This is a genomic window from Microbacterium sp. P5_B6, from assembly GCF_056400345.1.
In genome coordinates, this window is record NZ_JBFULL010000008.1 from 80,477 (window position 1) to 101,979 (window position 21,503).

Annotated in this window: 20 protein-coding genes; 15 read left to right on the forward strand and 5 right to left on the reverse strand. The window is 69.7% G+C overall.

Annotation, left to right across the window (positions count from 1 at the left end; genetic code table 11):
- Positions 1-86 precede the first annotated feature (86 nt).
- Together AC1DP3_RS12725 and AC1DP3_RS12730 are read right to left on the reverse strand one after the other, a co-directional pair.
- Positions 87-1,556, reverse strand: coding sequence for an NAD-dependent succinate-semialdehyde dehydrogenase (locus AC1DP3_RS12725; RefSeq protein WP_477293803.1), 1,470 nt, complete (start codon positions 1,554-1,556; stop codon positions 87-89).
- A 146-nt stretch (positions 1,557-1,702) separates the two neighbouring features.
- On the reverse strand, positions 1,703-3,616 hold the full coding sequence (locus AC1DP3_RS12730; RefSeq protein WP_477293805.1) for an FAD-dependent monooxygenase: 1,914 nt from the start codon (positions 3,614-3,616) through the stop codon (positions 1,703-1,705).
- A gap of 151 nt (positions 3,617-3,767) precedes the next feature.
- Between AC1DP3_RS12730 and AC1DP3_RS12735 the strand changes: the two genes are divergently transcribed.
- A complete protein-coding gene (locus AC1DP3_RS12735; RefSeq protein ID WP_477293807.1) occupies positions 3,768-4,469 on the forward strand; it encodes an IclR family transcriptional regulator in 702 nt (233 codons plus the stop codon).
- Positions 4,470-4,540: 71 nt separating this feature from the next.
- On the opposite strand, the gene AC1DP3_RS12740 is transcribed toward AC1DP3_RS12735, so the two are convergent.
- The gene (locus AC1DP3_RS12740; RefSeq protein WP_477293809.1) at positions 4,541-4,852 is read right to left on the reverse strand and encodes a hypothetical protein; all 312 of its coding nucleotides are present in this window, start codon (positions 4,850-4,852) and stop codon (positions 4,541-4,543) included.
- 160 nt (positions 4,853-5,012) lie between these two features.
- On the opposite strand from AC1DP3_RS12740, the gene AC1DP3_RS12745 reads away from it, so the two are divergent.
- Positions 5,013-6,665: a thiamine pyrophosphate-binding protein gene (locus AC1DP3_RS12745; RefSeq protein ID WP_477293811.1), complete on the forward strand. Its 1,653-nt coding sequence runs from the start codon at positions 5,013-5,015 to the stop codon at positions 6,663-6,665.
- An 80-nt stretch (positions 6,666-6,745) separates the two neighbouring features.
- Here AC1DP3_RS12745 and AC1DP3_RS12750 read toward each other — a convergent pair whose 3' ends face one another.
- Positions 6,746-8,137, reverse strand: coding sequence for an MFS transporter (locus AC1DP3_RS12750; RefSeq protein WP_477293813.1), 1,392 nt, complete (start codon positions 8,135-8,137; stop codon positions 6,746-6,748).
- A gap of 116 nt (positions 8,138-8,253) precedes the next feature.
- On the opposite strand from AC1DP3_RS12750, the gene AC1DP3_RS12755 reads away from it, so the two are divergent.
- The 13 genes from AC1DP3_RS12755 to AC1DP3_RS12815 all read left to right on the forward strand — a co-directional run bounded on the left by AC1DP3_RS12755 (position 8,254) and on the right by AC1DP3_RS12815 (position 20,448).
- Positions 8,254-9,945, forward strand: coding sequence for a fumarylacetoacetate hydrolase family protein (locus tag AC1DP3_RS12755; protein ID WP_477293815.1), 1,692 nt, complete (start codon positions 8,254-8,256; stop codon positions 9,943-9,945).
- On the forward strand, positions 9,942-10,637 hold the full coding sequence (locus tag AC1DP3_RS12760) for a GntR family transcriptional regulator (RefSeq protein WP_477293817.1): 696 nt from the start codon (positions 9,942-9,944) through the stop codon (positions 10,635-10,637). The genes AC1DP3_RS12755 and AC1DP3_RS12760 overlap by 4 nt, the downstream gene beginning before the upstream one ends.
- 14 nt (positions 10,638-10,651) lie before the next feature.
- Positions 10,652-12,211: a 5-carboxymethyl-2-hydroxymuconate semialdehyde dehydrogenase gene (gene hpaE / locus AC1DP3_RS12765; RefSeq protein WP_477293819.1), complete on the forward strand. Its 1,560-nt coding sequence runs from the start codon at positions 10,652-10,654 to the stop codon at positions 12,209-12,211.
- Positions 12,212-12,319: 108 nt separating this feature from the next.
- Positions 12,320-13,465, forward strand: coding sequence for a 3,4-dihydroxyphenylacetate 2,3-dioxygenase (hpaD, locus tag AC1DP3_RS12770; RefSeq protein ID WP_477293821.1), 1,146 nt, complete (start codon positions 12,320-12,322; stop codon positions 13,463-13,465).
- 122 nt (positions 13,466-13,587) lie between these two features.
- A complete protein-coding gene (locus tag AC1DP3_RS12775) occupies positions 13,588-14,373 on the forward strand; it encodes a 2-keto-4-pentenoate hydratase (RefSeq protein WP_477293974.1) in 786 nt (261 codons plus the stop codon).
- Positions 14,358-15,161, forward strand: a complete 804-nt coding sequence (locus AC1DP3_RS12780) for an HpcH/HpaI aldolase family protein (protein WP_477293823.1) — start codon at positions 14,358-14,360, stop codon at positions 15,159-15,161. Before AC1DP3_RS12775 ends, AC1DP3_RS12780 begins: the two co-directional genes overlap by 16 nt.
- Before the next feature lie 68 nt (positions 15,162-15,229).
- A complete protein-coding gene (locus AC1DP3_RS12785) occupies positions 15,230-16,027 on the forward strand; it encodes a transglutaminase-like domain-containing protein (RefSeq protein ID WP_477293825.1) in 798 nt (265 codons plus the stop codon).
- Between the two features lie 53 nt (positions 16,028-16,080).
- Complete coding sequence (locus AC1DP3_RS12790) at positions 16,081-16,527, forward strand: MarR family winged helix-turn-helix transcriptional regulator (protein WP_477293827.1); 447 nt, start codon at positions 16,081-16,083, stop codon at positions 16,525-16,527.
- Positions 16,524-17,165 (forward strand): NAD(P)H-dependent oxidoreductase, encoded by a 642-nt coding sequence (locus AC1DP3_RS12795; protein WP_477293829.1) that lies wholly within the window; start codon positions 16,524-16,526, stop codon positions 17,163-17,165. The genes AC1DP3_RS12790 and AC1DP3_RS12795 overlap by 4 nt, the downstream gene beginning before the upstream one ends.
- Positions 17,166-17,220: 55 nt before the next feature.
- Positions 17,221-17,799 carry a hypothetical protein gene (locus AC1DP3_RS12800; RefSeq protein ID WP_477293830.1) on the forward strand — a complete coding sequence of 193 codons (579 nt, stop codon included), beginning with the start codon at positions 17,221-17,223 and terminating at the stop codon, positions 17,797-17,799.
- Positions 17,800-17,934: 135 nt separating this feature from the next.
- Positions 17,935-18,783 (forward strand): ABC transporter substrate-binding protein, encoded by an 849-nt coding sequence (locus tag AC1DP3_RS12805; protein WP_477293832.1) that lies wholly within the window; start codon positions 17,935-17,937, stop codon positions 18,781-18,783.
- Between the two features lie 58 nt (positions 18,784-18,841).
- Positions 18,842-19,717, forward strand: coding sequence for an amino acid ABC transporter permease (locus tag AC1DP3_RS12810; RefSeq protein ID WP_477293834.1), 876 nt, complete (start codon positions 18,842-18,844; stop codon positions 19,715-19,717).
- On the forward strand, positions 19,714-20,448 hold the full coding sequence (locus AC1DP3_RS12815; RefSeq protein ID WP_477293836.1) for an amino acid ABC transporter ATP-binding protein: 735 nt from the start codon (positions 19,714-19,716) through the stop codon (positions 20,446-20,448). The genes AC1DP3_RS12810 and AC1DP3_RS12815 overlap by 4 nt, the downstream gene beginning before the upstream one ends.
- Positions 20,449-20,558: 110 nt before the next feature.
- Here the strand turns inward: AC1DP3_RS12815 and AC1DP3_RS12820 are convergent, their stop codons facing one another.
- Positions 20,559-21,434, reverse strand: coding sequence for a bifunctional methylenetetrahydrofolate dehydrogenase/methenyltetrahydrofolate cyclohydrolase (locus tag AC1DP3_RS12820; RefSeq protein WP_477293838.1), 876 nt, complete (start codon positions 21,432-21,434; stop codon positions 20,559-20,561).
- Positions 21,435-21,503 lie beyond the last annotated feature (69 nt).

The following is a 21,503-nucleotide window of genomic DNA, read 5'->3' on the forward strand; positions in this document are numbered from 1 at the left end:
GTGAACCCGCGTATCGTCCTCCGTTGCGGGACATCTCCTCCGCTACCCGCGCGAACGGAACGCCCAGGAGCGGCCGCGCAGCGCGATCAGAACGGGTTGGGCGTCAGCGTGTACTTCGTCTGCAAGTACTCGTGGATGCCCTCGGCGCCGCCCTCGCGGCCGAGGCCCGACGACTTCCAGCCCCCGAACGGGGCGGCGGCGTTGGAGACGACGCCGACGTTGAGGCCCATCATCCCGGTCTCGAGTCGCTCGATCATGCGCTGGCCGCGGCCGAGGTTCTCGGTGTACACGTACGACACCAGGCCGTACTCGGTGTCGTTGGCGATCCGCACGGCTTCGTCTTCGTCATCGAACGGGACGATGGCGAGCACCGGCCCGAAGATCTCCTCACGCAGGATGTCGCTCCCCGGCCGCACGTCGGTGATGACCGTCGGCTCGTAGAAGGTCCCCGGACCGTCCACGGCACTGCCGCCGATCGTGACGGTCGCGCCGCGCGAGACGGCATCCTCGACCAGAGCGGACGCCTTCTCCACGGCACGGTGATCGATGAGCGGGCCGATCGAGACGCCCTCCTCGGTGCCGCGCCCCATCGTGAAGCCCTGCACCTTCTCGGTGACACGGCGGGCGAACTCGTCGGCGACCGAGCGGTGCACGATGAACCGGTTCGCGGCGGTGCACGCCTGCCCGATGTTGCGGAACTTGGCGAGCATCGCGCCCTCCACCGCCTTGTCGAGATCGGCGTCGTCGAAGACGATGAACGGCGCATTGCCGCCAAGCTCCATCGAGGTGCGCAGGATGCCGCTGGCAGCCTGCTCGAGCAGCTTCACGCCCACAGGCGTCGACCCCGTGAACGAGAGCTTCCGCAGCCGCGGGTCGCGGATGATCGGCTCGGAGACCCCACCGGAGGTCGAGGTCGTGAAGACGTTCACCACGCCGGCCGGGAGCCCCGCGTCTTCCAGCAGCTTCACGAAGTACAGGGTGGTGAGCGGAGTGAGCTCGGCCGGCTTGATCACGACAGTGCAGCCGGCCGCCAGAGCGGGGGCGATCTTGCGCGTCGCCATCGCCAGCGGGAAGTTCCACGGCGTGATCAGGAAGCACGGCCCCACCGGGTGCTGCGTCACGACGATCCGGCCGGTGCCCTCGGGGTTCGCTCCGTAGCGGCCCTGGATGCGCGGGGCCTCCTCGCTGAACCACCGCAGGAACTCACCGCCGTATCCCACTTCGCCCCGAGCTTCGGCCAGCGTCTTGCCCATCTCCAGCGTCATGAGGAGCGCGAACTCCTCCTTGCGCTCCTGCAGGAGGTCGAAGGCGCGGCGGAGGATTTCGCCCCGCTCCCGCGCGGGCGTCTGAGACCACGAGGGGAACGCGTCCGCTGCGGCATCCATGGCCGCCGCGCCGTCGCCGGGCGAGGCATCCGCGATCTCCTTGATCACGGTGCCGGTCGCAGGGTCGTACACCTTGAGCGTCTTGCCCCCATCGGCGGCGAGCCACTCGCCCCCGATGTAGAGGCCGTCCGGCACCTTGGCCAGCAGTGCGGTCTCACGGTTCTCACTCACGCCAGGACTCCCTCGTCGGTTCCGGATGCTGCTCCCGCCGCATCCCTTCGTTCTTGGTTTCGGGGCCAATTCTGCCCGCCACAGGGATCAACATCCGCTAGACGCCGTGTACAGCGTGGTCCGCGGAGCCGCCCCCATGGACAACATCACACCGTCGCTGCGGAAACGGGGTGCTGTTCGATGAGAGCACCCGCGAAGAAGTCGGCCAGCGCGGCAGTCGCCGACAGCGGAAGCACCGCGGCGACGTACTGATCGGGTCGCACGACGACGACCACGCCGCTGCGGGACAGCTCCCGCTCCTCGAAGATGTCGGCGGTGCTCCAGGTGCTCGGTGCGCCCGAATAGACCTTCTCCCAGTCCCGAAGACCGAGGGGCCCCGTCTCGGGCAGGAACACCGGCGGCACCTGGGAGATGTCGACCTTCTCGAAGCGCTGCTGGTAGATCACCTTGACGTCGAACACGGAATCGACGTCGGCGCCTTCCGGCGTGAACCGCGCGATCGGCGACTCGTCTGACGCGAGCCAGTCTGCCCACGCACCCAGCAGCGAGGGCTCGCCGGCTCCCGGCTCATCGGCGAACGCATAGATGCGCCACCGCCCGTCGGCCTTCGCATGATGCCCGAGGTGCACGACGTTGCCGTCGCACACGCGGACCACCTCGACCGACTGGAACCGCTTGCCCAGGGGGAAGCCGGGGGCGAGCTCCGGATCCACGGGGTCGGCCGTGATCGCCGAAGGGCCGTACTGGGTCATGAAGCCGGAGGGGAATTCGGCCGTGGCGAGGTAGTAGTTGGCGAGGTCCTCGGGGTCAGCGATCTCCTCGGGCTTGCGGGCCATCAGCGACGACCACTCCTTGTCGAAGTCGATGAGCTGCTGCGCGACGGGCTGACGCTCGGCGGAGTAGGTCGACAGCAGCGACTCCGGGGCGAGGCCCGTGAGCACATGCCCGAGCTTCCAGCCCAGGTTGAAGCCGTCCTGCATCGAGACGTTCATCCCCTGGCCGGCCTTGGCGCTGTGCGTGTGGCACGCGTCGCCGGTGAGGAAGACGTGCGGCGCGTCGTCGCTACCCGGGTCGACGTCGTCGAACTTGTCGGTGATGCGGTGGCCCACCTCGTAGACGCTGTGCCATGCGACCTGCTTCACGTCGATCGAGTAGGGGTGCAGGATCTCGTTGGCCTTGCGGATGATGTCTTCGACGGGGGTCTGGCGCACGCGATGGTCGTCGTCGTCCGACACCGCTCCGAGGTCGATGTACATGCGGCTGAGGTAGCCGCCCTCGCGCGGGATGTGCAGGATGTTGCCCGCCTCGGCGTTGATGGCGCACTTCGTCCGCCAGTCGGGGAAGTCGGTGTTGACGAGCACGTCCATGACACCCCAGGCGTGGGCCGAGATGCCGCCCACGTGCACCCGGCCGATGGCTTCGCGCACGCCGCTGCGCGCGCCGTCGCAGCCCACCACATAGGTCACCCGCACGGTGCGCTCCTCACCGGCGCGCTCGCCTGCCGTGTACCGGAGCCGGACTTCGACGGGATGCTGCCCTTCGGGGTGCATGGTGAGCCCCAGGAACTCGATGCCGTAGTCCGGGACGATCCGGCCCGGTCCGTGGGCGGCGGCCTCGGCGAAATAGTCGAGCACGCGCGCCTGGTTGACAATGAGGTGCGGGAACTCGCTGATCTTCAGGGCGTAGTCGTCGGTGCGGGTGATGCGGTGGATCTCGCCCGGGTTCTCGGGGTCKGGACCCCAGAAGTTCATGTACGCGATGTTGTAGGCCTCGGCGACGATCCGCTCGGCGAACCCGAACGCCTGGAACGTCTCGACGCTGCGGGGCTGGATGCCGTCCGCCTGGCCGAGCACGAGGCGGCCGTCCCGCCGCTCGATGATGCGCGTCGTGATGTCGGGGAACTGCGAGAGCTGCGCGGCCAGCAGCATGCCGGCGGGGCCGGAGCCGACGATGAGCACGTCCATCTCGTCGGGCAGGTCGGCGGGCCGGTCGATGCCCGTCCCCGCCGCGTCTTGAACCCGAGGTTCTCCCGACACGTACCCGTGGTGGTGGAACTGCATCTTCGTCGATCCCTTCCTCGGACGTCGGCGTCGAGGGTCTTGCGTGCGTCGGCCATGCGTTCTATATTCGAACGCATCGTTCTACTATTGAACAGATCGTATACGAAGCGGATGCTCGGCACAAGGCTTCACGCACTCGGAAGGACCCTCCGTGCCCGACACCGCCCCCGCGTCTCAGACGCTGAGTCGCGGCATCCGGATCCTCGAGATCCTCGCCGACGCCCGCGAGGCGCTGTCGATCGACGAGGTTGCGAACCGTCTCGGCGTGCACCGCTCGGTCGCGTACCGGCTCGTGCGGACCCTCGAGGAGCACGGGCTGGTGGTGCGCGACGGCAGCGGACGGCTCACCCTCGGCGCACGCATGGCGGCTCTCGCCGCCGGTGTCGCCCACGACCTGCAGGCCGAAGCGCTCCCCGAGCTCACCGCCGCGGCGAACGAACTGGGAATGACCTGCTTCCTGTCGATCCTCGACCGCGACGAGTGCGTGACGCTGGCGAGCGTCGAGCCCCGCCACGGCGTCGCCTCGGTCGCGCAGCGGCCCGGCACCCGGCATCCCGTCACGATCGGAGCGCCGGGCAAGGCGATCCTCTCACTGGTCGCCGAGGCGGCGTGGCCGGCTGATCTCGACCAGGGACACCGCGATGAGGTGCGACGGGCGCGCGAGCGCGGATGGGCGACCAGCCACGACGAGGTGATCCCGGGCCTGCGGTCGATCGCCGTGCCGCTCATGCTCCCGAAGGGCGAGCGTGCGGCGATCGCGGTCGTCTATCTCTCGGACCCGCACCCGGATGACGACATCGCCGCCCGGCTCACGCGCGTGGCCTCGGCGATCCGGTCGGCGATCGGGGGCTGATCAGGTCGCTCAGCGCCAGGGGCGGCGGGCGCCAGGGCAGGTCATCACGCCCGGGCGTCGAGGCAGGCAGGTCAGCGCGACGCGCCCCGCACGTCGTCGACGAAGCCGATGTCGTACGCGGCCACCCGCTGAGGCACCCCTTCGAAGGCCCCCGCTCGCTCCGGTGAGGCCATGTAGGCCTGCTCCAAGGCGAGGAACGCCTCACGGTCACCCTCGGCGCTCACAGCCCACACGAACTCGTTCGTGTCGCGAAGCCCGTAGGCATACTCGATCGCGAAGCCCGTGGCCGGACGGACGGTCGGCATCCACTCATCCCACCAGGCGAGGAAGGCGTCGTACTCTCCGTCGACGAGCGTGTACCGGCGCAGCTGGATCGTCCTCATTCGGCGATCCTCCCACAGCCGCAGGTCCCTATACTCGACGTGTCCGGTGGGAGCGAACCCGCCGGTGCTCGAAAAATGGGCACGCAGCCGATCCGGTCAGACCCGGGCGCGCGAGACACATACGGCCTCATCCTCCGTTCCTGTCTCTCCGGGAGTCCCCATGCCCACCGTGTCCGCGCACGTCGCCGTCACCCTCGCCCACCACATCGATCACGTGTTCGGGGTGATGGGCAACGGAAACGCCTGGTTCCTCGACGCGCTCGTGCGCGACACCGCCGCCACCTACACCGCCGTCCGTCACGAGGCGGGGGCCGTCGTCGCGGCCGACGCTCACTATCGGGCGGGCGGCGGTCTCGCGGCGGCGACCGCGACCTACGGGGCGGGCTTCACGAACACGCTGACGGCCCTCGCCGAGGCGGTGCAGGCCCACGTGCCGCTCGTGCTCGTCGTGGGAGACGAGCCGACCTCGGGTCCGCGTCCGTGGGACGTCGACCAGATCGCCCTCGCCTCGGCCGTGGGAGCTCGGACCTACACGGTCGGACGAGCGGATGCCGCTGCCACGACCGTCATCGCCATCGAGCACGCGCTGACCTACCGCCTGCCCGCGGTGCTCGCGATCCCGTACGACGTCGCCACCCGTGAGGCGGGTCCCGTGCCCGAAGCGCCCGCTCCGGTGCTGCCGGCGCCGCTCTCCCCGACCGGTCCCTTCGCCGCTGCCGCCGTCGCCGACCTCGCCCGTGCTCTCGCGTCAGCGGAGCGGCCGTTCCTCCTCGCCGGGCGCGGCGCGTGGGTTTCGGGAGCGGGTGCGGCGCTCGGCGCGCTGGCCGACGCGACCGGCGCGGTGACCGCCTCGACCGCGCTCGGCCGCGGGGTCTTCCCTCGGGCCGAGTTCGACCTGGGGGTCACAGGAGGGTTCGGCGCCGAGGGCGCCATGGCGCTCGTGCGCCAGGCCGACGTCGCGGTGGTGTTCGGGGCCTCGCTCAACCCGTTCACCATGCGGTTCGGCGAGCTGTTCGCGCCCGGGACACGGGTCGTGCAGGTCGATGTCGCGCCAGCCGCGACCCACCCGCACGTCGGCGGATATCTCCGCGCCGACGCGACCGTCGTCGCGCAGACGCTCGTCGACGAGCTTCGCCGCCTCGACGCGACGCCGTCCGGATGGCGCGAGCGGGTCGAGCTCGCACCGCTGCGAGCGTACGACGCCGGCGATGAGGTCGCAGCTGACGGCAGGCTGGATCCGCGCAGCGTCGCTGCGCGCATCGGCGAGCTCCTGCCGGAGGACCGCGTCGTCGTCTCGGACGGCGGGCACTTCATCGGCTGGGCGAACATGTACTGGCCGGTGGCGTCGCCCGATCGCATGATGATGGTCGGCACCGCCTACCAGTCCATCGGCCTGGGGTTCCCGTCGGTACCCGGGGCCGTCCTGGCCAAGCCCGAGTCCACGGTCGTCCTCACGACCGGCGACGGCGGCGGCCTGATGGCCCTCGCCGACCTCGAATCGGCGGTCCGGGTGGCCGGTGGACGGGGCATGGCTGTCGTCTGGAACGACGGCGCCTACGGCGCCGAGGTCAACCTCTACGGCCTCAAGGGGGTGGCGCAGGAGCCGATGCTGATCCCCGAGGTCGACTTCGCGGGACTCGCCCGGTCTGTCGGTGCCGAGGGCGTCATCGTGCGGACCCTCGCCGATCTGGATCGCCTTCAGTCATGGGCTGCGGAGGATGCGGCATCCCGGCCCTTCTTCCTCCTCGACTGCCGCATCTCGGGCGCGGTGATCGCTCCCTATCAGCACGAGATCATCCGGGTGAACTCGTAGCGTAGGCGCCCGCCGAGGCACACGCCGAAAGGGCGGTCCCGGCATCCGGAACCGCCCTTTCGAGGTGATCAGGCTGCGCGTCAGGCCTTCGCCATGCCGTAGATCGGGCTGACCGACTGCTCGGCCTCGTGGTCGGGTCCGAGCGGGATGCGCGAGCGGTCCCGCAGCAGCAGCGTCGCGACGAGACCCACGAGCGTCATGCCCGCGAGGTAGTACGCCACCGACCAGGTCGAACCGGTTGCCGCCACGAGCGCCGCGGCGATCGTGGGTGCGAACGCGCCGCCGATGATCGCGCCGATCGCGTACGAGATCGAGACGCCCGAGAAGCGGATCGATGCCGGGAACAGTTCGGAGTACAGCGCCGCCTGCGGCCCGTAGGTGAAGCCGAGGCCGATCGTCAGGATCGCGAGGCCGAGGAACAGCATCCCGAGCTCGCCGGTGTTGACCAGCGGGAACAGGGTGAAGACGCCGACGAGCTGCATGATCCAGCCGATGATGTACGTCGTGCGGCGGCCGATGCGGTCCGAGAGCCAGCCGGCGAAGAACGTCGACAGGAGCCAGACCACGGCCGAGCCGGCGACGGCCCAGAGCACCGGGCCGCGCTCGAGTCCGATCGGTCCGTCGGGGTTCGTGGAGTAGTTCTGGATGTAGCCGCCGGTCGTCATGTAGCCGACCGCGTTGTTGCCGGCGAAGACGAGGGCGGCGATCAGGACGAGCAGGGCGTGCTTGCGGAACAGCTGCACGATCGGCATCCGGGTGACTTCCTTGCGCTCGGCGAGCTCGGTGAAGACGGGGCTCTCCTCGACGCGCCGGCGGACGTAGTAGCCGATCACGATGAGCACGACCGAGAGCAGGAACGGCACGCGCCAGCCCCACGCGAGGAACGCGTCACCGGGAGCGATCAGGGCCATCAGCGCCATGACGCCCGAGGCCAGCAGCAGGCCGAGCGGCACTCCGATCTGCGGGGAGGCGCCGAACAGCCCGCGCTTGGCCTTGGGGGCATGCTCGACGGCCATCAGCACCGCGCCGCCCCACTCGCCGCCCGCCGAGATGCCCTGCAGGATGCGCAGGAGGATCAGCAGCGCCGGCGCCCATGCGCCGATCGCCTCATAGGTGGGCAGCAGGCCGATCAGTGCGGTCGCGATGCCCATGAGGATGAGTGTCAGCATCAGCACGACCTTGCGACCGTACTTGTCGCCGAAGTGCCCCGCGAGGAAGGCGCCCAGCGGACGGAACAGGAAGCTGATGCCCACTGTCAGGAAGGCCAGGATCTGGCCGAACTCCTCACCGGCGGGGGCGAAGAAGAGCTGGCCGAAGACCAGTCCCACCGCCGTCGCGTAGATGAAGAAGTCGTACCACTCGACCGTGGTGCCCACGACGGTCGCGAAGACGACGCGCCGCCGGTCGGCGGTGGTGGCGATGGTCCCCGTGGGGGTGAACCCCTCGGGAGCTCGGGTGTCTCGTGTACTCATTTGGTGACGTCCTCGTCTGTTTCGGCTTCATCGTCCGGGTCGGGCCGAGAATCGCTGTTGCCCGATATCCGTCGATGATATACGATTTGAGATACGACGCAAGAGCGAGGGAGCTCATGACCACTGAGACGGATGCTGCGGACCCCAGGTTCGAAGGGCTCCCGGCCCGCCCCGGCAAGATCATCGCGGTCCACCTGAGCTACGCCTCGCGCGCCGACCAGCGCGGTCGCAGGCCCTCCGACCCGTCGTACTTCTTCAAGCCGTCCAGTTCGGTTGCCGTATCCGGCGGCACCATCGCCCGCCCGGCGGGCACCGAGCTGCTCGCGTTCGAGGGTGAGATCGCCCTCGTGATCGGCACGGCAGCACGCAGGGTTTCGCTCGCCGAGGCCTGGAACCACGTCGCGTGGGTGACGGCCGCGAACGACTTCGGGCTGTACGACCTGCGCGCGAACGACAAGGGCTCGAACGTGAGGTCCAAGGGCGGCGACGGCTTCACGCCGATCGGCCCCTCGCTGATCGACGCCCGCTCAGTGGATCCCTCTACCCTGCGGCTGCGCACGTGGGTCAACGGCGAGGTCGTGCAGGACGACACCACCGCGGGACTCATCTTCCCGCTCGCCCAGTTCGTCGCCGATCTGTCGCAGCACTTCACCCTCGAGCCGGGCGACGTGATCCTCACGGGCACCCCGGCCGGATCATCCGTCGTCGTCCCCGGTGACGTCGTCGAGGTCGAGGTCGACGTGCCGAACGGGCCGAGCTCGGGGCGGCTGGTCACCAGGGTGGTCGAGGCAGCGGATGCCGGCTTCGACCCCGCAATCGGCTCGCTGCCCGCCGTGGACGACGTGCAGCGCGCCGAGGCGTGGGGGTCGAGGGAGGCCGCGGGGCTTCCGGCGGAGACCGGCCTTGCTGAGGCATCCGCTCCCCTGCGCGAAGCATCCGCTCCCCTGCCCGAAGCATCCGCTCCCCTACGGGAAACAGGAGATCTGCCCGGCGCAGGCCGATCCGGCGCAGAAGAGCCTGCCTCGGGCGGAACGCCTGCCCTGGGCGCGGAGCTGCGGTCCAAGCTCGAGCGCACCCCGGTCGCGGGACTCTCGGCCCAGCTGCGCAAGCGCGGGCTCGACAACGTGACGATCGACGGCGTCCGGGCCCTCACGCCGGGCGTCAAGCTCGTGGGCACCGCCAAGACGCTCCGCTTCGTGCCCAACCGCGAAGACCTCTTCGCCTCGCACGGCGGCGGGTACAACGCGCAGAAGCGCGCGTTCGACACCGTCGGCGCCGGTGAGGTCATCGTCATCGAGGCGCGCGGCGAGGCCGGCTCGGGCACGCTCGGGGATGTCCTCGCGATCCGCGCCCACGCCCGTCGGGCGGCCGGGATCGTCACGGATGGAGGGGTGCGGGATGCCGAGGCCGTCGCATCCGTCGGCATCCCCGTCTTCTCGAACGGCGCCCACCCCGCGGTCCTCGGGCGCCGGCACGTCCCGTGGGACTCCGACGTGACGATCGGCTGCGGCGGCACGACCGTCCAGCCCGGCGACATCATCGTCGGCGACGCCGACGGGGTCATCGTCATCCCGCCGGGGATCGCGGAGGAGGTCGTCGACGCCGCGCTCGCCCAGGAGGACGAAGACGCCTGGATCGCCGATCGCGTCGCGGAGGGGCATCCCGTCGAGGGGCTCTTCCCGATGAACGCCGAGTGGCGCGCGCGGTTCGAGGCGGAACGGACAGCTGACGTTTCCGGCGAGCGCGCGGCACCGACTGCCCCGCCCCCGCGCGAGAGTGCAGCGATCGACGGCGGTGCGGGCCGATGACCCGGGTCGAGGCCCCCGCACCCACAGGGCGCACGGAGTTCAGCAAGTCGCAGCGGGCCTACCAGTGGATCAAGGAGCGCATCGCGCGCCACGAGTACACGCCGGGCTACCGGCTCGTCCTCGGCACGATCGCCGGCGAGCTCGACATGAGCGTCGTGCCCGTGCGCGAGGCCGTGCGCCAGCTCGAGGCCGAGGGGCTGGTGACCTTCGAGCGCAACGTGGGGGCACGCGTGACGCTGGTCGACGAGACCGAGTACGTCCACACGATGCAGACGCTCGGCATCGTCGAAGGCTCGGCGACAGCGCTGTCGGCGCCCCTGCTCACGGGGCATGACCTCGACCGCGCAGCGGCTGTGAACGACCGGATGCACGCGCTGCTCGACCACTTCGACCCGCACGCGTTCACCGAGCTCAACCAGCAGTTCCACTCCGTGCTCTACGAGCCGTGCCCGAACCCCCTCCTCCTCGACCTCGTGCACCGCGGCTGGTCGCGCCTCTCGGGCCTGCGCGACACGACGTTCGCGTTCGTCCCCGGGCGGGCGCAGCACTCGGTCGACGAGCACGCCGAGATCCTCGATCTCATCCGCTCCGGCGCCGACCCGCTCGAGGTCGAGCTGGCGGCGCGCAATCACCGCTGGCGCACGATGAACGCGTTCCTCGACGCCCGGCATCCCGATACTTCGCACCACTGACGACAGGACGACTCATGACCGACACCGCCACCGCTCTCGGCACCCGACACGTGCCCGACGACCTGCCCACGCGCATCCAGCACTACATCGACGGCGAATTCGTCGACTCGGCGGACGGCGACACGTTCGACGTCCTCGACCCGGTGTCCAACGAGGTCTACCTGCAGGCCGCGGCCGGCAAGAAGGCCGACATCGACAGGGCCGTCGCGGCTGCCCGGCGAGCTTTCACCGAAGGACCGTGGCCCCGGATGCTGCCCCGCGAGCGCTCGCGGGTCCTCCACCGCATCGCCGACATCGTGGAGTCCCGCGACGCCCGGCTCGCCGAGCTCGAGAGCTTCGACTCCGGCCTTCCCATCACGCAGGCGCTCGGCCAGGCCCGGCGCGCGGCCGAGAACTTCCGGTTCTTCGCCGACCTGATCGTGGCGCAGGCCGACGACACCTACAAGGTGCCGGGCCGCCAGATCAACTACGTCAACCGCAAGCCCATCGGCGTCGCCGGGCTCATCACGCCGTGGAACACGCCGTTCATGCTCGAATCGTGGAAGCTCGGCCCGGCCCTGGCCACCGGCAACACGGTCGTGCTGAAGCCGGCGGAGTTCACTCCGCTCTCGGCGTCGCTGTGGGCGGGGATCTTCGAAGAGGCCGGACTCCCGAAGGGCGTCTTCAACCTCGTGAACGGACTCGGCGAGGATGCCGGAGACGCGCTGGTGAAGCATCCCGATGTCCCCCTCATCTCGTTCACGGGCGAGAGCTCGACTGGGCAGCTGATCTTCGGCAACGCGGCCCCGTTCCTCAAGGGCCTGTCGATGGAGCTCGGGGGCAAGTCCCCCGCCGTGGTGTTCGCCGACGCGGACCTCGACGCCGCGGTCGACGCGACGATCTTCGGCGTGTTCTCCCTCAACGGCGAGCGCTGCACGGCGGGCTCGCGGATCCTCGTGGAGCGCGAGGTGTACGACGAGTTCGTCGAGCGCTACGCCGCGCAGGCGAAGCGCGTGGTCGTCGGCTACCCGCACGACCCCGCCACCGAGGTCGGCGCGCTCGTGCATCCCGAGCACTACGACAAGGTCGTCTCGTACATCGAGATCGGCAAGTCCGAGGCCCGGCTCGTCGCGGGAGGCGGACGCCCCGCCGGCTTCGAGACCGGCAACTTCGTCGAGCCCACGGTGTTCGCGGATGTCGCGCCCGACGCGCGGATCTTCCAGGAAGAGATCTTCGGACCCGTCGTCGCGATCACCCCGTTCGACTCGGACGAAGAGGCGCTGGCGCTGGCGAACAACACCAAGTACGGCCTCGCCGCCTACATCTGGACGAACGACCTGAAGCGCGCGCACAACTTCTCGCAGGCGGTCGAGGCGGGGATGGTGTGGCTCAACTCGAACAACGTCCGGGACCTCCGCACCCCGTTCGGCGGGGTGAAGGCCTCAGGACTCGGGCACGAGGGCGGCTACCGCTCGATCGACTTCTACACCGACCAGCAGGCCGTGCACATCACGCTCGGCGAGGTCCACAACCCGACGTTCGGCAAGGCCGCGCACCACGACGTCACCGACCTCGACGACCCCGACCCGCGCTGACCACTTCCCCAGCCCACTCGAGTCGCTAAGACACGCCGACCCGACAGCATCCGCTCGGCGTGTATCGACCACTCGAGGACCAGACAGCCACACACGCAAGGACGCGAAATGACACACGACAAGACCCGCACCTCCTCCGGCTTCTACGTCTCGCAGGAGGCGCCGATCCACTCCGACAACCCGGTGCCCACGCCCCAGGCGAGCCCGCCCGACATCCTGCGGTGCGCGTACATGGAGCTCGTGGTCACCGACCTCGCGGCATCCCGCGAGTTCTACGTCGACGTCCTGGGCCTGTACGTCACAGAAGAGGACGGCGAGGCGATCTACCTGCGCTCGACCGAGGAGTTCATCCACCACAACCTCGTGCTGCGCCAGGGTCCGGTCGCGGCGGTCGCCGCGTTCTCGTACCGGGTGCGGGCGGCGGAGGACCTCGATAAGGCGGTCGCTTTCTACGAGGAGCTCGGATGCCGCATCGAGCGCCGTCCCGAGGGCTTCACGAAGGGCATCGGCGACTCCGTCCGCGTGACCGACCCGCTCGGATTCCCGTACGAGTTCTTCCACCAGACCGAGCACGTCGAGCGGCTCTCCTGGCGCTACGACCTGCACACCCCCGGCGAGCTCGTGCGCCTGGACCACTTCAACCAGGTGACCCCCGACGTCCCCCGCGCCGTCGCGTTCATGCAGGATCTCGGGTTCCGGGTCACCGAGGACATCCAGGACGACGAGGGCACCGTCTACGCGGCATGGATGCGCCGCAAGCCCACCGTGCACGACACCGCGATGACCGGCGGTGACGGCCCGCGCATGCACCACGTCGCCTTCGCGACCCACGAGAAGCACAACATCCTGGCGATCTGCGACAAGCTCGGAGCTCTCCGCCGCTCCGACGCCATCGAGCGCGGCCCCGGCCGCCACGGCGTGTCGAACGCCTTCTACCTCTACCTCCGCGACCCGGACGGGCACCGCGTCGAGATCTACACGCAGGACTACTACACGGGCGACCCCGACAACCCCGTCGTCACCTGGGACGTGCACGACAACCAGCGCCGCGACTGGTGGGGCAACCCCGTCGTCCCGTCGTGGTACACAGAGGCATCCCTCGTCCTCGACCTCGACGGCAACCCGCAGCCGGTGGTCGCACGCACCGACTCGAGCGAGATGGCGGTCACGATCGGGGCGGACGGGTTCTCGTACACCCGGCCGGCTGAAGGGGCGGCGTCGATGCCCGAGTACAAGCTCGGCGCGCAGCTCTGACATCACCTTCTTCTGCAGAACTCCTTCGAAATCCTCCTCGTAGTTCGCGGCACGCCGTCGCCACTGCGAGAGGGTCGAGGATCGAAGGAGTTATGCAGACGGCCGACAAGACAGGACGACGGATGCTGCCACCAGACCAGATCACGGCCATCGCGGCCGAGCTCGCCGATGCCGACCGGGCGCACAGCGTGATCCCGCGCATCACGGCGCGCTACCCCGACGCGACGGTCGAGGACTCGTACGCGATCCAGGGGGTGTGGCGCGACGCGAACCTCGCGGCCGGACGCCGGCTCGTCGGTCGGAAGATCGGCCTGACGAGCAAGGCGATGCAGCAGGCCACCGGCATCACCGAGCCGGACTACGGCGTCATGTTCGACGACACCGTGTACGAGTCGGGGGCCGACATCCCGGTCGATCACTTCTCCAACGTCCGCATCGAGGTCGAGCTGGCGTTCGTGCTGAAGACGGCGCTCGAGGGGCCCGGCTGCACGCTGCAGGACGCCCTCGCGGCGATCGACTACGCCGTTCCCGCCCTCGAGATCCTCAACTCGCACATCGAGCTCGAGGGCCGCACGATCGTCGACACGATCGCCGACAACGCCGCGTACGGCGGCATGGTGCTCGGCGCAGTGCACAAGCGCCCCGACGAGATCGACCTGCGCTGGGTGCCGGCGCTCCTCTACCGGAACGACGAGATCGAAGAGACCGGCGTCGCCGCGGGCGTGCTCGATCACCCGGCGACCGGTGTCGCGTGGCTCGCCAACAAGTTCCACCAGCACGGTGCCAGGCTCGAGGCGGGCGAGATCATCCTCGCCGGGTCATTCACCCGGCCCATGTGGGTGGCGCGCGGCGACACCGTCCGCTGCGACTACGGACCGATGGGAGTCATCACATGCCGCTTCCGCTGAACCCGACCTTCCGCGACGCCCTCCGAGACGCCGACCGCCCCCTCGCCGGCATCTGGGTCTGCAGCGGGAGCGCGCTCGTCGCGGAGATCTGCGCGGGCTCCGGCATGGACTGGGTGCTGATCGACATGGAGCACGCTCCCAACGGCCTCGAGTCCGTGCTGGCCCAGCTGCACGCGGTCTCGGGGTACCCGGTCGCGCCGGTCGTGCGGGTCCCGATCGGCGACGTCGTGACGATCAAGCAGGTGCTCGACGTGGGCGCGCAGAACATCCTCGTTCCCATGATCTCGTCGGCGACGGATGCCGCGGCCGCCGTCGCCGCCGTCCGCTACCCGCCGCGCGGCACGCGCGGCGTCGGCTCGGCGCTCGCGAGGTCGGGACGCTGGAACCGGGTCGACGACTACCTGGCCCGAGCGGACGACCATGTCTCGCTGTTCGTGCAGATCGAGACGGCCGCCGGCGTCGATGCCGCCGCCGAGATCGCCGCGGTGGAGGGCGTCGACGGCGTCTTCATCGGTCCGAGCGACCTGGCCGCCTCGATGGGTGTCCTCGGCGCGCAGACCCATCCCGATGTCGTGGACGCGGTGCGGCGCACGTTCGACGCGGTCCGCGCCGCGGGCAAGCCTGTCGGGGTCAACGCCTTCGACCCGGGGGTGGCCCAGGCCTACCTCGATGCGGGCGCCGACTTCATCGCGGTGGGGGCCGACGTCTCGCTGCTGGCACGTGGCTCCGAGGCGCTGGCCGACCGGTTCGTCCGCCCGTCGGATGGCGGCATCCGCTCGTCCTACTGATACCTCGGAGCCAGGCCGACGCTGTCAAGGACCCCCTTCCGGGTCCACGGGCATGCCATCGTGGAGATATGAAGAGGGATGTCTCCGCACACATCGTCCTGACCGTCACCGAACCGGCGCACCTGGTCTTCGCGATCGCCGTCGCACAGCAGCACCTTCCCGCAGAAGAATCGTTCATCGCCACCCTCGACGGCGCGCCCGTCGACGTGGAGGAGGTCGCGGACGCCCACGGCACCCGCCTTCACCGCATCCACAGCGGCACCGGCCAACTGGTGGTCGAGTACACGGCGAGCGTCAACGGCGCGAGCGAGCCGCCGAGCGTCACCGATGCCGATCTGCTCGTCTACACGCGGCCCAGCCGCTATTCCGAGTCCGACTCGCTTGCTGCCACCGCGGGCGCGGAGTTCCTCGGCATCACGGGCAGCGAGGAGCTGCTCGGCTCTGTCTCGTCGTGGGTAGGCACGCGGCTGGCCTACGTATCCGGCTCATCCCTGCCCACCGACGGCGCCGTCCGCACGCTGCTCAACCGCCAGGGCGTGTGCCGCGACTACGCGCACCTCAGCGTCGCATTCCTGCGCGCGCTCGGCATCCCGGCTCGCCTCGCCGCGGTCTACGCGCCCGGGCTTTCGCCGATGGACTTCCACGCGGTGGCGGAGGCGTGGGTCGATGGGCGCTGGTGCGTGGTCGACGCGACAACCCTCGCTCCTCGCCAGACGCTCCTGCGCATCGCGACAGGACGGGATGCCGCCGACACGGCGTTCCTCAACGTCCTGTCGGGCCGAGCAGACCTCCGCGAGGTGACCGTCAGCGCGGTCGCCGACAGCCTTCCCAACGACGACATCACGCAGCTGGTCTCGATCTCCTGAGGAAATAATGTCAACCTGTTGACATCTGGAGTGTCAACAGGTTGACTATCGGCATGTCCGATCGGATCACCGTCACCCTGCACCATCTGGTGTCGCTCATGGACAGCTACGCCGACGAGATGCTGCAGACCGCCCACGGCGTGACGTTCAGCCAGTTCCAGTTCCTCGCGGCGGTGGCCGATCTGCAGCCGGTCGACATCACGACGCTGGCCCGCTGCCTCTTCGTCACGAAGGCCGCCGTCAGCAAGCGCGTGCCCTCCCTCGTCGCCGAGGGCTGGATCACGACGTCGGACGACCCCCGGCATGGCCGGCGCGTGCTCCTCACGCTGACCCCGCGCGCGCTGCAGCTCGTCATCACCGCCGGCGCCGGGCTGGACGACCAGTTCACGTCGCTGTTCTCCGACCCCCGTCTCGGGGCCGAGGGCATCGACGTCGCGCGCCTCAACCAGCAGCTCCAGACACTCATGGAACTCGTCACCGAGAAAGGCATACCCCAATGAACCCTCGCATCCTCGTCATCATCGGCACTCCGATCGCCGGCAGCCTCAACCACGCGCTCGCCGGCTCGTACACCGACGCCGCACGTGCGGGAGGCGCCGACGTGCGCGTCATCGACCTCGTGAACGACCCGATCCCCGCGCACCCGACGAGTCGCGACGAGCTGCGGATGCCGCGCACCGCCGCCGACCGCGCACTCGACCCCGAGGTCGCGAGGTACATCGATGACGTGGAGTGGGCCGACCACCTGGTCTTCTTCCACCCGCAGTGGTGGGGCACGTACCCCGCCGCCCTGAAGGCGTTCGTCGACCGCGTGTTCCTTTCGGGCTTCGCGTTCCGCTACCGCCCGAAGTCCGCGCTGTCGGAGCGGCTGCTCGCGGGCCGGACCGCCCGCATCGTGATGACGATGGACTCGCCCCGGTTCTGGAACCGCCTGGTCTATCGCAACGCGGCCGAGACCAGCCTCCAGCGGCCGATCCTCGGGTACTGCGGCGTGAAGACGATCGGCGTCACGCGCTTCACGCCCGTGCGATTCAGCGAGGATGAGCAGCGGGGCGGCTGGATCACCGAGACGGCGAAGCTCGGAAAACGGGATGCCGCAGCATCCGTCACCCGCTCGCGAGAGGCCGCCACCGTCTGAAACCACCCGAGGGCAGGTGTCGCCCACCCGGCGCCGGGCGTGGGAATCTTGTCTCATGAAGAACTGGATCGTGCGCTTCGCGGCCCTCTATGTGTTCAACCTCGCCGTCCTGCTGCTGATCGGCCTGCTCACTCCCGGGGTGAACGTCGGATGGGGCGTCCTGTGGGCGAGCGTGATCCTCACCGCGGGCGCCATCTGGGTGAAGCCGCTCATCCAGAAGTGGTTCGGAGACATGACGGCGAAGTCGGCGAGCCGACGCAGCAAGGCCGGCGAGACGATGGTGCGGATCGGGCTCGTCTTCGCCGTCGAACTCGTCCTGTGGATCCTCGTGGTGTGGTTCTCCGGGGTTCAGGTCCACAACTGGCTGTTCGGCTACCTGCTGCCACCGGTCTTCCTCCTCATCGCGTGGGCGATCTACGACGCCGTCGACGACCGTCTGCACGAGCGGGCAGCGGTCATCTACGACCGCGCGTCGGCGAAGGTCGGACGATCGACGGATGCCGGAGCTCCCCCGGTGYCGGCACCGTCGGCCGGACCCGCGGTGTCCCCTCCACCCGCCGGCGCCAAGCCGGACGCCTATGACGGCCTGACGCCGGAGCAGCGCCGCATGCTGGACGAGCTCGGCGGCAGCTGACCAGCACCTGCGGGCCCGCGTGTGCCCCGGCATCCCGTAACAATCCGACGCGCGATGCGCCGCGCCGACTGCCGACGGGAAAAATGGGTGTCGGCGCCGACAGCACGGCGCCCGTACCCGACCCCGGAGGCCTCCATGTCGCGTTCCCTGCGCTCCGCCCTGATCGCCTCGAGCGTCGCCGCGGCGCTCCTCCTCGCCGGCTGCGCGTCCGGGACGGGCGGCGACTCGACGGCATCCGGTGACGACGAGGGCTGGGTCACGCCCGGCAAGATCACGATCGCGACCGGCGAGCCGGCGTACTACCCCTGGGTGATCGACGACAAGCCCGAGAGCGGTGAGGGCTTCGAAGCCGCGGTCGCGTACGCCGTCGCGGATGAGCTCGGGTTCTCGAGGGACGATGTGGTCTGGGTGCGCACCGGCTTCGACGAGGCGATCGCCCCGGGGCCGAAAGACTTCGACGTCAATCTCCAGCAGTTCTCGATCAGCGACGAGCGCAAGCAGTCGGTCGACTTCAGCTCGCCCTACTACGAGACGACCCAGGTCGTGATCACGACGGGCTCCTCCGCCGCAGCCGACGCCGCATCGATCGCGGACCTCAAGGACCTGCTGATCGGAGCCCAGACCGGCACGACGAGCTTCACCGCGATCGAGCAGACCATCCAGCCGAGCCAGGGGGCCCAGGCGTTCAACACGAACGAGGATGCCAAGCTCGCGCTCGAGAACGGGCAGATCGATGCGCTCGTCGTCGATCTGCCGACCGCGTTCTACATCGCCGGCGCCGAGCTCAGCGACGGCGTTATCGTCGGTCAGCTCCCCAACCCCGCGGGGACGACGGGCGACCAGTTCGGCCTCGTCCTCGCAAAGGACTCGCCGCTCACCGCGCAGGTCACCGAAGCGGTGGACGCCCTCCGCGACGCCGGCACGCTCGACGACCTCGCAGCGGAGTGGCTCGGCGGCGACGACACGGCCCCCCTCCTCAAGTGAGCGACGGGCGCCGTCCCCGCTGCGGTCGGCGCCCGATCGCCTCGGCTAGCCTGGCCCGATGACCCTGGCCCCGCCCCTGGATCCGGCTGTCCGGCCCCTCAGCGACATCGAAATCGAGCGCCGCGCGTTCCGCAAGAGACAGGGCGCCAAGTCTGTCGCGGTCAGCGTCGTCTCCACCCTCGTCCTCGCGGGCGTGGTGTGGGTGACGCTCATCAGCACTCCCGGATGGGAGCAGGTCAAGCAGTCGTTCTTCAACTGGGACGTCGCCGTCGCCTCGTTCCCCCGCATCTGGCAGGGTTTCCTCCTCAACCTTCAGGTGCTCGCGATCTCAGCGGTCCTGGTCGTCCTCTTCGGACTGCTGATCGCCACCCTGCGCACCCTCCGCGGACCGGTATGGCTGCCGTTGCGGGCTCTCGCCGCCGGCTACACCGACCTGTTCCGCGGCCTGCCGCTCATCATCGTGCTGTACCTCGTCGGCTTCGGCATCCCGGGTCTCGGCCTCATCCCGGTGCGGCTGCCGTTCGCCTTCTGGGGTGTCGTCGCCCTCACGCTCACATACTCGGCGTACGTCGCGGAGGTGTTCCGTGCCGGCATCGAGGCGGTGCACCCGTCGCAGCGGCAGGCCGCACGCTCTCTCGGGCTCAGCCACGCCAAGACGATGCGGCTGATCGTCGTCCCGCAGGCGATCCGCAAAGTCACGCCCGCCCTCATGAACGACTTCGTCGCCCTGCAGAAGGATGTCGGCCTGATCTCGGTGCTCGGCGCGGTCGACGCCGTCCGCGCCGCCCAGATCGAGACCGCCACGCACTTCAACTTCACCCCCTACGTCGTGGCCGGTCTGCTCTTCGTGCTGCTCGCGATTCCCACGATCCGTCTCACCGACTGGTACACGGCGCGCGTGCGGGCCCGCGAGCAGGTCGGCGGCATCGTATGACCGCGGTGCTGCGCGTCGAGGGCGTCTGGAAGTCGTTCGAGGACCACGCCGTCCTCCGCGGGATCGACCTCGAGGTGGGCGCGGGCGAGGTGGTCGCCCTCATCGGCGCGAGCGGCTCGGGCAAATCGACTCTCCTCCGCACCGTGAACCTGCTCGAGCCGCTCGACGACGGCCGCATCTGGCTGCGCGACGAGGACATCAGCGACCCCCGCGTCGATCCTGACGCCGTCCGCGCGCGCATCGGCGTGGTCTTCCAGCAGTACAACCTCTTCCCGCACCTCACCGTGCTCGCCAACATCACCCTCGCGCTGCGCCACGTCCACAGACAGGGAAGACGATCAGCGGATGCCGCGGCCCTCGCCCTGCTCGAACGCGTCGGCCTGACCGACAAGGCGCAGTCGCACCCCGACCGCCTGTCCGGCGGCCAGCAGCAGCGCGTGGCGATCGCCCGCGCGATAGCCACCTCGCCCGATCTGCTGCTCCTCGACGAGATCACCTCGGCGCTCGACCCGGAGCTCGTCGGCGAAGTGCTCGACCTCGTCCGCTCGCTCGCCGACGACGGCATGACGATCGTGATGGCGACGCACGAGATGGCATTCGCCCGCGATGTCGCCGACCGCGTGGTGTTCCTCGATGCGGGCCGCATCCTCGAGCAGGGCCCGCCCGGCGAGGTCTTCGGCGCCCCTCGAGAAGAGCGGACGAGGGCGTTCCTCGCGCGCTTCACGGCCTGAGCGCTGGGTGAACCGCCGCACGGAGGCCGCCGCGTCGGAGAATCCGGCGGATGTCGGCCATCCTGCGCCGAATCGTCCGACGTCGCGGCGATTCTCCGACGCGGCTGTGGCTAGAGGCGCTCCGCGGCCTCGACCACGTTCGTCATCAGCAGCGCCACGGTCATCGGGCCGACCCCGCCGGGGTTCGGCGACAGGAACCCGGCGACCTCGGCCACGTCAGGGTGGACGTCGCCGAACACGCGGTGCTTGCCGGTCTCGGCATCCGTCTCGCGCGTGACGCCGACGTCGAGCACCGCGGCGCCCGGCTTCACGTCGGCGGCCTGCACGATGTGCTTGACGCCCGCTGCGGCGACGATGACGTCGGCCTCGCGGAGATGGTGCCCCAGGTCGGCCGTGCCGGTGTGGGTCAGCGTGACTGTCGCGTTGTACTCGCGCCGCGTGAGGAGCAGCCCGATCGAGCGCCCGATCGTGACCCCGCGCCCGACGACGACGACGTGCTTGCCCGCGAGGTCGTAGCCGTTGCGCACGAGCAGCTCGATGACGCCCCGTGGGGTGCACGGGAGCGGCGTCGTGATGGGCGCATTGACGTTGAGGACCAGTCGCCCGAGGTTGGTCGGATGCAGGCCGTCGGCGTCCTTCGCCGGGTCGATGCGCTCGAGGATCGCGTCGGTGTCGAGGTGCTTCGGGAGCGGCAGCTGCACGATGTACCCGTGGCACGCCGGGTCGGCATTGAGCTCATCGATGAGGGCCTCGACGTCAGCCTGCGTCGCGTCGGCCGGCAGCTCCCGCTGGATCGAGTTCATCCCGATGGCCTCGGACTCCCGGTGCTTCATGCCCACGTAGAGCTGTGAGCCGGGGTCGGCCCCCACGAGGACCGTGGCGATGCCCGGCGTGATCCCCCGCGCCTTCAGCGCGTCCACGCGAGCGCGCAGCTCGTCCTTGATCTCCGCAGCGGCTGCGCGCCCGTCGAGCTTCTGTGCCGTCATGTTGCGTCCTTACTCTTGCCGAGACAGGGGACCGTGCCGAGACAGGGCGTCGTGCGCCACCGCGTCGGC

Coding starts and splice junctions, on each gene's coding strand:
- AC1DP3_RS12785 (WP_477293825.1), top strand. CDS start 15,230: ATGAAGAGGGATGTCTCCGCACACATCGTCCTGACCGTCACCGAACCG.
- AC1DP3_RS12775 (WP_477293974.1), top strand. CDS start 13,588: ATGCTGCCACCAGACCAGATCACGGCCATCGCGGCCGAGCTCGCCGAT.
- hpaD (WP_477293821.1), top strand. CDS start 12,320: ATGACACACGACAAGACCCGCACCTCCTCCGGCTTCTACGTCTCGCAG.
- AC1DP3_RS12805 (WP_477293832.1), top strand. CDS start 17,935: ATGTCGCGTTCCCTGCGCTCCGCCCTGATCGCCTCGAGCGTCGCCGCG.
- AC1DP3_RS12740 (WP_477293809.1), bottom strand. CDS start 4,852: ATGAGGACGATCCAGCTGCGCCGGTACACGCTCGTCGACGGAGAGTAC.
- AC1DP3_RS12815 (WP_477293836.1), top strand. CDS start 19,714: ATGACCGCGGTGCTGCGCGTCGAGGGCGTCTGGAAGTCGTTCGAGGAC.
- AC1DP3_RS12820 (WP_477293838.1), bottom strand. CDS start 21,434: ATGACGGCACAGAAGCTCGACGGGCGCGCAGCCGCTGCGGAGATCAAG.
- AC1DP3_RS12790 (WP_477293827.1), top strand. CDS start 16,081: ATGTCCGATCGGATCACCGTCACCCTGCACCATCTGGTGTCGCTCATG.
- AC1DP3_RS12745 (WP_477293811.1), top strand. CDS start 5,013: ATGCCCACCGTGTCCGCGCACGTCGCCGTCACCCTCGCCCACCACATC.
- hpaE (WP_477293819.1), top strand. CDS start 10,652: ATGACCGACACCGCCACCGCTCTCGGCACCCGACACGTGCCCGACGAC.
- AC1DP3_RS12760 (WP_477293817.1), top strand. CDS start 9,942: ATGACCCGGGTCGAGGCCCCCGCACCCACAGGGCGCACGGAGTTCAGC.
- AC1DP3_RS12810 (WP_477293834.1), top strand. CDS start 18,842: ATGACCCTGGCCCCGCCCCTGGATCCGGCTGTCCGGCCCCTCAGCGAC.
- AC1DP3_RS12750 (WP_477293813.1), bottom strand. CDS start 8,137: ATGAGTACACGAGACACCCGAGCTCCCGAGGGGTTCACCCCCACGGGG.
- AC1DP3_RS12755 (WP_477293815.1), top strand. CDS start 8,254: ATGACCACTGAGACGGATGCTGCGGACCCCAGGTTCGAAGGGCTCCCG.
- AC1DP3_RS12795 (WP_477293829.1), top strand. CDS start 16,524: ATGAACCCTCGCATCCTCGTCATCATCGGCACTCCGATCGCCGGCAGC.
- AC1DP3_RS12780 (WP_477293823.1), top strand. CDS start 14,358: ATGCCGCTTCCGCTGAACCCGACCTTCCGCGACGCCCTCCGAGACGCC.